This is a genomic window from Paraburkholderia sp. XV (assembly GCF_020177535.1).
Taxonomy (GTDB): Bacteria; Pseudomonadota; Gammaproteobacteria; order Burkholderiales; family Burkholderiaceae; genus Paraburkholderia; species Paraburkholderia caribensis.
The window spans coordinates 23,639-36,951 of the sequence record NZ_JAGUUD010000089.1 but is presented as its reverse complement, the minus strand read 5'-3'; the positions used below and the strand labels follow the sequence as shown (position 1 = coordinate 36,951).

The 13,313-nt window shown below is 61.8% G+C and carries 12 protein-coding genes; 1 reads left to right on the top strand and 11 read right to left on the bottom strand.

Translation table 11 applies throughout. The features are described from left to right. Positions 1 to 130: 130 nt before the first annotated feature. From phoR to KFO72_RS30925, 11 genes are all read right to left on the bottom strand, one after another. Complete coding sequence (gene phoR / locus KFO72_RS30975) at positions 131 to 1,444, bottom strand: phosphate regulon sensor histidine kinase PhoR (RefSeq protein ID WP_054934194.1); 1,314 nt, start codon at positions 1,442 to 1,444, stop codon at positions 131 to 133. Between the two features lie 102 nt (positions 1,445 to 1,546). Beyond that, positions 1,547 to 2,248, bottom strand: coding sequence for a phosphate regulon transcriptional regulator PhoB (gene phoB / locus KFO72_RS30970; RefSeq protein WP_007748110.1), 702 nt, complete (start codon positions 2,246 to 2,248; stop codon positions 1,547 to 1,549). Between the two features lie 57 nt (positions 2,249 to 2,305). Then, the gene (gene phoU / locus KFO72_RS30965) at positions 2,306 to 3,010 is read right to left on the bottom strand and encodes a phosphate signaling complex protein PhoU (RefSeq protein WP_054934193.1); all 705 of its coding nucleotides are present in this window, start codon (positions 3,008 to 3,010) and stop codon (positions 2,306 to 2,308) included. 31 nt (positions 3,011 to 3,041) lie between these two features. After that, positions 3,042 to 3,890, bottom strand: coding sequence for a phosphate ABC transporter ATP-binding protein PstB (gene pstB, locus KFO72_RS30960; protein WP_205973840.1), 849 nt, complete (start codon positions 3,888 to 3,890; stop codon positions 3,042 to 3,044). A gap of 15 nt (positions 3,891 to 3,905) precedes the next feature. Next, entirely contained in the window at positions 3,906 to 4,802 is an 897-nt protein-coding gene (gene pstA, locus KFO72_RS30955) for a phosphate ABC transporter permease PstA (RefSeq protein ID WP_060601650.1), read from the bottom strand. Continuing rightward, positions 4,799 to 5,797 (bottom strand): phosphate ABC transporter permease PstC, encoded by a 999-nt coding sequence (pstC, locus tag KFO72_RS30950; protein ID WP_060601652.1) that lies wholly within the window; start codon positions 5,795 to 5,797, stop codon positions 4,799 to 4,801. Before pstC ends, pstA begins: the two co-directional genes overlap by 4 nt. Before the next feature lie 164 nt (positions 5,798 to 5,961). Continuing rightward, positions 5,962 to 6,993, bottom strand: coding sequence for a phosphate ABC transporter substrate-binding protein PstS (gene pstS / locus KFO72_RS30945; protein WP_054934178.1), 1,032 nt, complete (start codon positions 6,991 to 6,993; stop codon positions 5,962 to 5,964). Between the two features lie 284 nt (positions 6,994 to 7,277). Continuing rightward, complete coding sequence (gene glmM, locus KFO72_RS30940) at positions 7,278 to 8,636, bottom strand: phosphoglucosamine mutase (RefSeq protein ID WP_176053922.1); 1,359 nt, start codon at positions 8,634 to 8,636, stop codon at positions 7,278 to 7,280. Positions 8,637 to 8,664: 28 nt separating this feature from the next. Then, entirely contained in the window at positions 8,665 to 9,507 is an 843-nt protein-coding gene (gene folP, locus KFO72_RS30935) for a dihydropteroate synthase (RefSeq protein WP_060601655.1), read from the bottom strand. A gap of 176 nt (positions 9,508 to 9,683) precedes the next feature. Then, positions 9,684 to 11,576 carry an ATP-dependent zinc metalloprotease FtsH gene (ftsH, locus tag KFO72_RS30930; protein ID WP_054934175.1) on the bottom strand — a complete coding sequence of 631 codons (1,893 nt, stop codon included), beginning with the start codon at positions 11,574 to 11,576 and terminating at the stop codon, positions 9,684 to 9,686. Positions 11,577 to 11,762: 186 nt separating this feature from the next. Next, positions 11,763 to 12,425 (bottom strand): RlmE family RNA methyltransferase, encoded by a 663-nt coding sequence (locus KFO72_RS30925; protein WP_035990212.1) that lies wholly within the window; start codon positions 12,423 to 12,425, stop codon positions 11,763 to 11,765. A gap of 288 nt (positions 12,426 to 12,713) precedes the next feature. Between KFO72_RS30925 and KFO72_RS30920 the strand changes: the two genes are divergently transcribed. Beyond that, positions 12,714 to 13,268 carry a YhbY family RNA-binding protein gene (locus KFO72_RS30920; protein WP_054934174.1) on the top strand — a complete coding sequence of 185 codons (555 nt, stop codon included), beginning with the start codon at positions 12,714 to 12,716 and terminating at the stop codon, positions 13,266 to 13,268. Positions 13,269 to 13,313 lie beyond the last annotated feature (45 nt).

The following is a 13,313-nucleotide window of genomic DNA, read 5'->3' as shown; positions in this document are numbered from 1 at the left end:
GCGGCGGCAAAGAAAAGTAGGTGCCGCCCCGCACAGGGGCAACGCGTGAAGCACGAAGGCAAAATGCGGATGCCAGCGAAAATCCAAAAAAACCAAACAGCGTCGCAGACAACACAAAAAAACCAAACCCTTACGCCGCATTCGACTGCAACCGCGCGGTCCGCGCAACAGGAAACCGCACAGTAAAGACACTCCCCCGCCCTTCCTCACTCTTAACCTCAAGCTGCGCATCATGCCGCTGCAGCACATGCTTGACGATAGCCAGCCCAAGCCCGGTGCCACCCGTATCCCGGGATCTACTCCGATCAACCCGATAAAACCGCTCAGTCAATCGCGGAATATCCGCAGCAGGAATCCCGAGCCCGCTATCGGTAACGGAGAAAACCGCCTGCCCGCCTTGCGCATGCCAACTCACCCCAATCGACCCGCCGTCGGGCGTATAACGAATCGCATTCGTCACGAGATTGCCAAACGCGCTGAGGATTTCAGACTCGACGCCCGTCACGGTCAGCGCCTCATCAGCATCGAACGAAATCCGATGACGTTCGCCAGAAAGACTCTGCGCATCGTCCTGCAAATGTCGCAACACCGCGCGCATATCGACCATCTGATTGCTAGGCGGCTTGTTGTCGCCCTCCAGCGTCGCGAGCACGAGCAGATCACTGACGATATGCTGCATCCGCTGCGCCTGCTGCATCATCAGATCGAGATAACGCACGCGCTCGCTCTCGTCGAGCGGCAACTCGCGCATCGTTTCGAGAAAGCCGGACAAAACCGTCAACGGCGTCTTCAGCTCGTGCGATACATTCGCGACAAAGTCGCGACGCATCGCGTCCGTGCGTTCAAGCTCGGTAATGTCTTGCGACAGCACCAGCTTGCGGTTCTCGCCATAAGGAAACACCTGCACGGAAATCACGTTCTGCCGCTTGTCGCCCATCCCGCGCATGATCAGCATCTCTTCGTAATGATGCGAATTCAGGTAGCGGACAAAGTCGGGATGACGCACGAGATGCGTGATGTGCTGGCGCAGATCGCGTTTCGCATCGAGGCCGAAGTGCTCTTCGGAGATCGCGTTGCACCACTCGATCTGATCATGATCGTCGAGCATAGCAACACCGTTCGGCGACGCCTGGATCGCCTGAATGAAACGCGAGTGCTGCTGCTCGACCTGACGCACCTGCGCGTGCCAGCGCTTCGCGAGCTTGTGCAACCGGTAGTAGATTTCGCCCCAGATGCCCGGCGCGCTCGGCACCTCGCCATACACCGGCGCGTCGAGCAGACGCCACAGCCGCTGCTTGTGAAACGTGCTGAAAATGCCTTGCGCGAGCAACGCGAGCACGGCGAGCGTCAACGCCGCCTTGGTGCTGACGAACACACCGACTGCCGCGCATAGCACAGCGAGGAGCACAAGCGATACCAGGGACCGCGCCCAGATGATGTTCATGCGTTCCTGCAACCTTGAAGACAAATCCGAAGACTACAGAGACAACAAAGCGCGCTGCGTTGAGATGCCGCAGCGCGCTTCGCGTTTTTCGATCAGTTTACCTTATGCGCTTTTGGCCAGCCGATAGCCGCTGCCGCGCACCGTCTCGATCATCGCATCGCAGCCGGCGGGTTTAAGCGCGGCGCGCAGACGCTTGATGTGCACGTCGACCGTGCGCTCTTCGACGAACACGTGATCGCCCCACACCTGATCGAGCAGTTGCGTGCGGCTGTGCACGCGCTCCGGATGCGTCATGAAAAAGTGCAGCAGGCGAAACTCCGTCGGACCCAGATCGAGCTTGATCTCGTTGCCTTCCGCGTGAGCCGCGACGCGATGCGTGGCCGGATCCAGCTTCAGCCCGTTGATCGCGACGACGTCTTCCGTCAACTGCGGCGCGCGGCGGCGCAGCACCGCCTTGATGCGCGCCATCAGTTCTTTCGGCGAAAACGGTTTCGTCACATAATCATCAGCGCCGATTTCGAGGCCGAGCACCTTGTCCTGCTCGTCGCCGCGCGCCGTCAGCATGATGATGGGAATGTGCTTGGTGCGCTCGTTGTTGCGCAGGTCGCGTGCGAACGCGATGCCCGATTTGCCCGGCAGCATCCAGTCGAGCAGCACGAGATCGGGAAGCACATCGCTGATCAGGTTCTGCGCCTGTTCGGCGTTGTACGCACGAATCGGACAATGGCCCGCGTGTTGCAAGTTGACCGAGATCAGCTCGGAAATAGCGGGTTCATCTTCGATAACGAGAATACTGCTGGGCATCGGCGCCTCTTGATAAACGGTATGCGGTGTAAAAGTCTGGCCTGTGCGTCAGACGGATCAGCTGAGCGCCTCGCGTTCGAGCGCGTCGCGGCCCATGTGGCGTACGTCCGTGCCCTTCACCACGTAGATGATGAACTCGGCGATGTTCTTCGAGTGATCGCCGATCCGCTCGATCGCCTTCGCGATGAACAGGAAGTCGAGCCCCACGGAGATCAGGCGCGGATCTTCCGTCATGTACGAAATCAGCTTGCGCACGAACGCGCGGAATTCCTCGTCGATCGCCTTGTCGTCGCGCACGATCTGCGCGGCGGCCACGGTGTCGAGGCGCGCGAACGCATCGAGCGCGCGGCGCAGGATGCTCACGGCCATATCGCCCGACAGCTTGATCTCGGCGATGTTGATCGTGCGCGATGCGCCGTCTTCCGACAGACGCTTGGTGCGCTTGGCGATCTTCTCGGCTTCGTCGCCGGCGCGTTCGAGGTTCGTGATGGTCTTCGAGATCGCCATCACGAGACGCAGGTCGCGCGCCGTCGGCTGGCGCCGCGCGATGATGTTGCTGCACTCTTCGTCGATCTCGACTTCCATCTGGTTCAGACGGTCTTCGGCGGCGATCACCTGGTCGGCGATACCGATGTCGAATTCGTTCAGCGCGTTCATCGCGGCGACGATCTGCGCCTCGACGAGGCCACCCATTTCGAGCACCTTCGAAGACACGGCGTTCAGATCGGCGTCGAACTGGCTGGACAGGTGTTTGTCGGACATGTCGTACTCCCTAAGCTCGTGCGCTCAGCGCTTAGCCGAAGCGGCCCGTGATGTAGTCTTCCGTTTCCTTGCGGACCGGCTTGATGAAGATCTTTTCGGTGTCGCCGAATTCGATCAGTTCGCCCAGGTACATATAGGCAGTGTAGTCCGAACAACGCGCCGCCTGCTGCATGTTGTGCGTGACGATCACCACCGTATAGTCGCTCTTGAGCTCCGCGATCAGTTCTTCGATGCGACCCGTCGAAATCGGGTCGAGCGCCGAGCACGGTTCGTCGAGCAGCAGCACTTCCGGACGGATTGCAATGCCGCGCGCGATGCACAGACGCTGCTGCTGGCCGCCCGACAGACCGTAGCCGCTCTGGCCCAGCTTGTCCTTCACTTCGTTCCACAGCGCCGCCTTGGTCAACGCCCATTCGACGCGATCGTCCATCTCCGAGCGCGACAGCGTTTCGAACATCTTCACGCCGAACGCGATGTTGTCGTAGATCGACATCGGGAACGGCGTCGGCTTCTGGAACACCATGCCGATACGCGCGCGCAGCAGCGAGATGTCGCGCTTCGTGGTGAGCAGGTTTTCGCCGTCCATCAGGATTTCGCCTTCGGCGCGCTGCTCTGGATAGAGCGCGTACATCTTGTTGAACGTGCGCAGCAGTGTCGACTTGCCGCAACCCGACGGACCGATGAACGCGGTCACCTTGCCTTCGGGAATCTGCAGGTTGATGTTCTTCAGCGCGTGATACTTGTTGTAGAAGAAGTTCAGGTTGTTGACTTCGATCTTCGGACGCGAGGGCGCTGCCGCTTGACCGCTCTGCGCCGGGTCGAAACCGGCGGGTACCGCCGGGCGTTCGACGGGATTCAGGTGACTTTCTGCCATGTTCATCGGATCGCTCCGCCCTTACTTTTTCGAGAAGATCGTACGCGCGAGAATGTTGAGTCCCAACACTCCGAGCGTGATCAGGAAGACGCCGGCCCACGCGAGCGATTGCCACTGCGCAAACGGGCTCATCGCGAACTTGAAGATCGTGACCGGCAGGTTCGCAACCGGTTGATTCATGTCCAGCGTGAAGAATTGATTGGACAGCGCCGTGAACAGCAGCGGCGCCGTTTCGCCGGCAATACGCGCGATGGCCAGCAACACGCCCGTCACGATGCCCGCCACCGAGGCCTTCAGCGTGATCGACAGCACCATCTTCCACTTCGGCGTGCCGAGCGCGAAGGCTGCTTCGCGCAGTGCGTTCGGCACGAGCTTCAGCATGTTCTCCGTCGTGCGGATCACAATGGGAATCTGCAGCAGCGCGAGCGAGACCACACCCGCCCAGCCGCTGAAATGGCCCATCTTCGCGACGACCAGCGCATATACGAACAGACCTACGACGATCGACGGCGCCGACAGCAGAATGTCGTTGATGAAGCGCGTGATGCTCGCGAGCCAGCCCTTCTGGCCGTACTCGGCGAGATACACGCCCGCCATGATGCCGATGGGGGTGCCGACGAACGTGGCGATCACGACCAGCATCAGGCTGCCGACGATCGCGTTCGCGAGACCGCCGCCGTCCGTGTTGGGCGGCGGCGTCGATTGCGTGAACAGTTCGACCGACAGACCGCCGACACCGAGGCGCAGCGTCGTGTAGAGAATCCACACCAGCCAGAGAAGGCCGAACGCCATTGCCGCGAGCGACATGGTCAGCGCAATCGCATTGGTGACCTTGCGGCGCTTTTGCAGCCGGGTGCGCATCGCTTCGAGCGCGGCGCTGTCGGTGCTGCCCGGCATGTTCAACGAGGACTGGCTCATTTCGCGCCCTCCCCTTTCTCGAGGCGTAACAGCATGATCTTCGAAATCGCCAGCACGACGAAAGTGATCACGAAGAGGATCAGACCGAGTTCCATCAGCGCGGCCGTATGCAGGCCGGGCGCGGCTTCCGCGAACTCGTTCGCGAGCGCCGACGTAATGCTGTTACCCGGCGAGAACAGCGACACATTGTCGAGCAGGTTCGTGTTGCCGATCACGAACGTGACGGCCATCGTCTCGCCGAGTGCGCGGCCAAGACCGAGCATCACGCCGCCGATCACACCCGTCTTCGTGAACGGAAGAACGATCCTCCACATCACTTCCCAGGTCGTGCAGCCGATGCCGTACGCCGATTCCTTCAGCAGCACGGGCGTGACTTCGAACACGTCGCGCATCACCGATGCGATGTACGGAATGATCATGATCGCGAGAATGACACCCGCGCACAAAATGCCGATGCCGATGGGCGGACCCTTGAACAGCGCGCCGATGATCGGCATGCCGCCGAGCAGCTTGCCGAGCGGCTTTTCGAAATACTCGGCGAAGATCGGCGCGAACACGAGCAGGCCCCACATGCCGTAGACGATCGACGGAATCGCGGCGAGCAGCTCGATCGCGATGCCGAGCGGCCGGCGCAGCCAGGCGGGCGAGAGTTCGGTCAGAAAAAGCGCGATGCCGAAACTCACGGGCACCGCGATGATGAGTGCAATGATCGACGTCGCAATCGTGCCGTAGATAGGCACCAGCGCGCCGAACTGCTCGGAAGGTGGATCCCAGTCGGCCGTCCACAGGAAAGCGAGGCCGAATTTCTGGATCGTCGGCAGCGAAGCGACGATCAACGACACGATGATGCCGCCAAGCAGCAGTAGCGTGACGATGGCGGAAAGCCGCGCAATGCCGCCGAAAATGACGTCGCCCGCGCGGCTGGGCGCTTTCTGCGTCGTGCTTCCGGGCGGAGTCGACCGGGCCGCGTCAGAAGTGAGAGGGAGGTCGGACATGGGAGCTGATAAACCTGTTTCCGGTTGCCGCATGGCGTATGCCAGGCGGCCAGAACGATGGCCGCCGGGCTTCACCGAAGCCGGGCGGCCGGCCCGCGCGCATCATCCAGATGTCATGCGCGCGGTGCTTGCTGCTTTTACCCGCTGTTGCTGCAAGTCGAGGATTACTCGGCAAGCGCCTTGCCCGATGCGTCCTTGACCTTGGCCTTCCACTGCGTCTTGATTTCCGACACGACCGATTCCGGCAGCGTGATGTAGTCGAGATCGTTCGCGGCCTGGCCGCCGTTCTTGAACGCCCAGTCGAAGAACTTCAGCGTTTCCGCGCCTTGCGGACCCTTTTCCTGCGTCGTGTGCAGCAGCACGAACGTCGCGCCGACGATCGGCCATGCGTTCTTGCCCGGCTCGTTCGTGAGGATCTGGTAGAACGACTTCGACCAGTCTGCGCCGGCTGCCGCTGCCTTGAACGTTTCCGTCTTCGGCTCGACCACCGTGCCAGCCGAGTTCTTCAGGTCGACGTAGGTCATGTGGTTTTGCTTCGCGTACGCCCACTCCACATAGCCGATCGCGCCCGGCAGACGCTGCACGAATGCCGCCACGCCGTCGTTGCCCTTGCCGCCCGTGCCCGTCGGCCAGTTGACCGTCGAACCTTCACCGATCTTCGACTTCCACTCGGGGTTGACCTTCGAAAGATAGTTCGTCCAGATGAAGCTCGTGCCCGAGCCGTCTGCGCGGCGGACCACGGCGATGTCCGTATCCGGCAGCTTGACCTTCGGGTTCAGCGCGGCGATAGCCGGGTCGTTCCACTTCTTGACCTTGCCCAGGTAGATGTCGCCGAGCACTTCACCCGACAGCGTGATTTCGCCAGCCTTCACGCCCGGCACGTTGATCACGGGCACCACGCCGCCGACCACCGTCGGGAACTGGAACAGGCCTTCCTTGGCGAGTTCGTCGTCCTTCAACGGAGCATCCGAGCCCGCGAAGTCAACCGTCTTCGCGACGATCTGCTTGACGCCGCCCGACGAGCCGATGCCCTGATAGTTGACCTTGCCGCCGCCCGTCTTCTGGTAAGCATCTGCCCACTTCGTGTAGATCGGTGCTGCAAAGGTGCTGCCCGCGCCGGTGATATCGGCGGCTTGCGCTGCGATCGCGAAGAGAGCGCCAGCCATGCCAGCGAACGCGGTTTGCATCAGTTTCATGTTTTCTCCGTGGTTGTGAGCGTGTGCAACGACACCGCGAAGAATAGTGGCCCATTGTGACAGTCATGTGACTTGCCGTGAACTTCCCGTGACAGTCTTATTACGGCCGTGAAAGGCGCTATCTAAGGGTTTCTACTACAGAAGCAGATGCGCTTTGAATGGATGGTTTTCGCTTGAAATTGGCCTGTCGCGAACGTTTGCGGGCTCTGGCGCGCAATGGAACGGCGCGTAAAAAAGGGCGGCATAGCGCCGCCCTTCTCGTCGTTGAAACGCTGTTGTCGCGATCAGGTCGTCGCCTGCTTGACGACGTCGGCGATCGTTTCGGCGTGGCGCACGGCGTCCTTTTCCTGCGCAGCCTCGACCATCACGCGCAGGACGGGCTCGGTGCCCGACGCGCGAATCAGCACGCGACCGCTGCCGTCGAGCGCGCCCTCCGCCTCGCTGATCGCGCGACGGATCGCGTCGCTGCTCTTCCAGTCCGCGCCCGGCTGCATCCGCACGTTGATCAGCTTCTGCGGGAACAGATTGACGCCTTCGAGCAGCTGCTCGAGCGAACGGCCGCTGCGTTGCATCGCTGCCAGCACCAGCAGCGCGGAAACGATGCCGTCGCCCGTCGAATGGCGATCCAGCGACAGGATGTGGCCCGAGCCTTCCGCGCCCAGCTCCCAGCCATGCTCGCGCAGTTGTTCCAGCACGTAGCGGTCGCCGACGGCGGCGCGCACGAACTGCACGCCCGCCTTCTTCAGCGCCACTTCGACAGCCATATTGGTCATCAGCGTACCGACTGCGCCTTCGACCTTGCCCTGCGTCGCGATCCGGTCCTGCACCAGCACGTACAGCAGCTCGTCGCCGTTGTAGAGCCGCCCGTTCGCGTCGACGACCTGCAGGCGGTCGGCGTCGCCGTCGAGCGCAATGCCCAAATCGGCCTTGTTCGCGCGCACCGCACGCACGAGCGCGTCGGGTGCCGTCGCGCCGACGCCGTCGTTGATGTTGAAGCCGTTCGGCGACACGCCGATCGTGATCACGTCCGCGCCGAGCTCATGGAACACCTGCGGCGCGACGTCGTACGCAGCGCCGTGCGCGCAATCGACGACCAGCTTCATGCCGCGCAGATCGAACGCTTGCGGGAAGGTGCTCTTGCAGAACTCGATGTAACGGCCTGCCGCGTCGTCCAGACGTCGCGCCTTGCCAAGGCGCTCGGACGGCGCGCAATCGAGCGGCTTGTCCAGTTGCTCCTCGATTTGCAGTTCGACTTCGTCCGGCAGCTTGTTGCCGTCGGCGGAGAAGAACTTGATGCCGTTGTCGTAGTACGGATTGTGCGATGCGCTGATCACGACGCCCGCCGCAAGACGCAGCGCGCGCGTCAGATACGCGACACCCGGCGTCGGCATCGGTCCCGCCAGCATCACGTCGACGCCCGCCGCCGAGAAGCCCGATTCCAGCGCCGCTTCGAGCATGTAGCCCGAGACACGCGTGTCCTTGCCGATCAGCACCGTAGGCCGCTTGCCCGTATTCGCCCATGTGTCGGCGCCCGCGAGCACCTTGCCGGCTGCATAGCCGAGCCGCAGCACAAAGTCAGGCGTGATCGGCGCTTCGCCGACCTTGCCCCGAATCCCATCCGTTCCGAAATATCGACGTGCCATATTGGAATTGTCCTCCCACCCGTGGAAATCAGCCGCGAAGCGCCGCGTCGCGCATCGCTGCCCATACCTGTAGTCCTTGCACTGTCTGCTCGACGTCATGCACGCGGATAATCGCCGCTCCCCGTTCAGCCGCGCACACGGCCGCCGCGACACTCGCCACCACGCGTTGCTGCGGCGGCCGCTGCACGACGGCGCCGAGCATCGACTTGCGCGACATGCCCGCGAGAATCGGCAGCGGCGTGCCGACTATAGGTGCGGTCTCAGGCAAGTGAGCGAGCAGCGCGTAATTATGCTCGACCGTCTTGCCAAATCCGAATCCTGGATCGACGCAGATACGATTTTTTGCAACACCTGCGCCCATGAGCGTATTGACACGTTCGTCGAGGAAGGCGCGAATCTCCGCGACCACGTCCGCGTAGGCGGGCTCGCCGGCCTGCATCGTCTGCGGTTCGCCGAGCATATGCATCACGCACAGACCACACTGGCTGTCCTTCACCGCTTCGATCGCGCCGGGCATCCTGAAGCCCCAGATATCATTGATCAGATCAGCGCCGGCTGCCAGCGCATGGCGCATAACTTCAGGTTTATACGTGTCGACGGACACGGGAATGCCTGCGTCGCTCAGTTCCTTGACGAGCGGGATCACGCGATCCAGTTCGTCTTCGAGCGGTACGGGCGGCGCGCCGGGCCGCGTCGACTCGCCGCCGATGTCGATGATGTCGGCGCCTTCGGCCAGCATCAGTTCCGCCTGCCGCCGCGCCTTGCTGGGCTCCGCATACAGACCGCCGTCGGAAAACGAATCGGGCGTCACATTCAGAATGCCCATCACGAGCGGACGTTCGAACGTAAAGGTGAAACGGCCGCATTGCATCGGCTCGGGAATGGGATAAAGCGGGGAATGGGCGTTTGACACGAGACTGGACCGTACGACAAAGGCGAAGGATTAGGGACGATCGCGAAACGTCTGCATCGCGATTAGACAGCATTAGAAATGAAAACGGGCCGGTGTGAAAACACACCGGCCCGTAAAACACCTTTAACCGATCATCAGGTAGCCGGTGCGGTCGCGCTGCCCGGCTTCACTTCCGCGCCGGGGCTGCTGCCACCCGATGATGCATCGCCAGGCGACGGCGAGCTCTTCGGCGAGCGCGGCGGACGGCCAGCCATGATGTCGTTGATCTGATCGGCGTCGATCGTTTCCCACTCCATCAGCGCGGCGGTCATCGCCTCGACCTTGTCGCGGTTCTCGTCGAGCAGACGCCTTGCGAGGTTGTACTGGTCGTCCAGCACGCGACGGATTTCCGCGTCGACCTTCTGCTGCGTCGCTTCCGAAATGGTGCGCGTAAAGCCCCGGCCGAACGGCGACGCGTCGTTCTCGTCGTCGACGTAGACCATCGGTCCCAACGCGTCCGTCATGCCGAAGCGAGCCACCATGGCACGCGCCGTGGCCGTCGCCTTGTTGAAGTCGTCGGATGCGCCCGTGCTGATCAGGTTCAGGAACAACTCTTCCGCCACGCGTCCGCCGAACAGGATGGCCAGACGGTCGAGCAGGTAATCCTTCGAATACGTTTCGTTGTCGTGCTCCGGCAACTGCCACGTCACGCCCAACGCACGGCCGCGCGGGATGATCGTGACCTTGTGCACCGGGTCCGCCTTCGGCAACAGCTTGGCGATCACCGCATGGCCCGATTCGTGGTAAGCCGTCGCGCGCTTCGCGTCTTCGCGGATCACGGCCGACTTGCGCTCCGGACCCATGAAGATCTTGTCCTTCGCGTCCTCGAAGTCCTGCATTTCGACGATGCGCTTGCCGCGACGCGCGGCGAACAGCGCCGCTTCGTTCACGAGGTTCGCCAGATCGGCGCCCGAGAAGCCCGGCGTCCCACGCGCGATCACTGCCGCGTCGACGTCGTTCGCGATCGGCACCTTGCGCAGGTGCACCTTCATGATGTGCTCGCGACCACGGATATCGGGCAGACCGACGTACACCTGACGGTCGAAACGGCCCGGACGGAGCAGCGCCTTGTCCAGCACGTCCGAACGGTTCGTTGCAGCAATCACGATCACGCCCGAGTTCGCCTCGAAGCCGTCCATCTCGACCAGCATCTGGTTCAACGTCTGCTCGCGCTCGTCATTGCCGCCGCCCATACCGGCGCCACGATGACGGCCAACCGCGTCGATTTCGTCGATGAACACGATGCAAGGCGCATGCTTCTTCGCCTGCTCGAACATGTCGCGCACGCGAGCCGCACCTACACCGACGAACATTTCGACGAAGTCCGAACCGGAAATGCTGAAGAACGGTACCTTCGCCTCACCCGCGATAGCGCGCGCGAGCAGCGTCTTACCGGTTCCCGGCGGACCGACCAGCAGCACGCCGCGTGGAATGCGACCGCCCAGCTTCTGGAACTTCTGCGGATCGCGCAGGAAGTCGACCAGTTCGGACACTTCTTCCTTGGCCTCGTCGCAGCCGGCGACATCCGAGAAGTTGATTGCGTTGTTGTTCTCATCGATCAGACGCGCACGGGATTTACCGAACGAGAAGGCACCGCCTTTCCCGCCTCCCTGCATCTGTCTCATCATGTAGAACCAGAACCCGATGATCAGAATGGTTGGCCCGAGGTAATACAGCGCGGACACCAGCGCGTTCGGCTCGTCATCCGCCTTGCCGCTGACCTGCACGCCATACTTCATCAGGTCGCCGACCATCCAGATGTCGCCCGGCGACACGATCTGATACTTCTGACCGTCGGCAGGCGTCACCGTGAGGTTGCGCCCTTGAACGATCACGCTCTTGACCTTGCCGCTTTTCGCGTCGTCCATGAACTGCGAATACGAAACGCCTTCCTGGACACGGGGCTTGTCGAACTGCTTGAACACCGTAAACAGCACCAGTGCGATAACCAGCCACACTGCTGCTTTCGAAAACATGTTGTTGTTCAAAGCACCACTCCTTCACTCATAGACAAGCGCCTACATTTGCCTTGCGGCACCACTCAGGCATTCTAATCCAGTCCGAAGACCCCTGCCATAAGCATTCGCTACCGCATAAATAGCGTACCGCGCAACCTCAGCGCTCTTATTTTCCGGCGTGCCGGAAATGCGGGCTTACATATCATTGCACCCGGTTTAACGGGGTCGCTTCAGATGCCTTCCCAGAATGAACGTCTCGGACGATTTGTCCCGGGACGCCTTCGGTTTGCGAGCGGCCACCGTCTTAAACTGATGCTTGAACTTTTCGACAATCTGGCTGTAACCGCTCCCGTGAAAGCATTTGACTAAAAGGGCACCATCGGGTTTGAGGTGGTTTTGCGAAAATTCCAGCGCGAGATCGCACACATGCTCGATCCGCGCGGCATCCGCCACCGCCACTCCCGACAGGTTGGGCGCCATATCCGAAATTACAAGGTCGACATCGCGTTCTCCAACCACTTCTTCCAGTTGTTCGAGAACGCTGTCCTCGCGGAAGTCGCCCTGAATGAAATGGACGTCGGCGATCGGCTCCATCGGCAGCAGGTCGAGCGCAATGATCGTGCCGTCGATCCCGCCGTCCCGCTGGGCGTCGCGATGCTTGCCCTGCGCGAGCTTGTTGCGGACGTACTGGCTCCAGCTGCCGGGCGCGGCGCCCAGATCGACGATCACCTGACCCGGGCGGATCAGCTTGTCCTGCTCGTCGATTTCCTTCAGCTTGTAGGCTGCGCGGGCGCGATAGCCCTCCCGCTGCGCCATTTTCACGTACGGATCGTTGATGTGGTCGTGCAGCCACGACGTGTTGAACTTGTTTTTTGCCATTAAACGTTGAACTCTTGCTACGTAATGCCGCGCTTTTAGCGGATAATACGCGTTTAATTCGCGTGGCTGCAGCCAAAGGCTGTCTCCGCGCTCGTGATTCTGCTTGCAGTCCGCGCTGCCGCCGCTAACGCAGCAACCTGGCGCCGGCCTCGATGCCGGATTCATCGCCCGCAGTCGCCTAACCGCAGTTTCCTGTTTTTTCGCGCACCGCCTGCTGTTCCGCCGGTTTGCCGGACCACCGGTCCCTGCTCGCGGGCGTCGCCATTTTAGTCGAGTCCTCTACTTCTCATGCCAGCCCTCAAAGTTTCTTCCGAACAACGCGCCGAATTGCGCTCCCAGGCTCACGCGCTCAAGCCGGTCGTGATCGTCGGCGCCGAAGGGCTGACCGATGCCGTACTGACCGAAATCAAGGTCCACCTGAAAGCGCACCAGCTGATCAAGATCCGCGTGTTCGGCGACGAGCGCGAAGAGCGCATCGCCATCTACGAAGACATCTGCGATCGCCTGAACGCGGCGCCGATCCAGCATATCGGCAAGTTGCTGGTCATCTGGAAGCCGGAAAAGGTGGCTGCCGAGCGAGCGCCTGCTGCACGTGCACCGGCTGCGAAGACGAAGCGCGGCGCGCTGCCGAGCGCACGGGAAGTAGCCGGCGAATCACCGTCGAATAAGGGCCGCGCGCCGCGCGTCGTGAAGGTCGTCAAGCCGTCCGAAAATCCGATGCGCAAACCCAAGGCGCAGAAGTTGGTGGTGCGGGGCAACGAACGCGTCACCGCGGGTGGCAACATCAAGAAGGCGAAGAAGCGCCAAACCAGCGCGAAGCGCCTGCATCAGACGTCGAAGTAATGACGGGCTTGGCGCGGCGAACCGGATTGATATCTGTGCCGGACC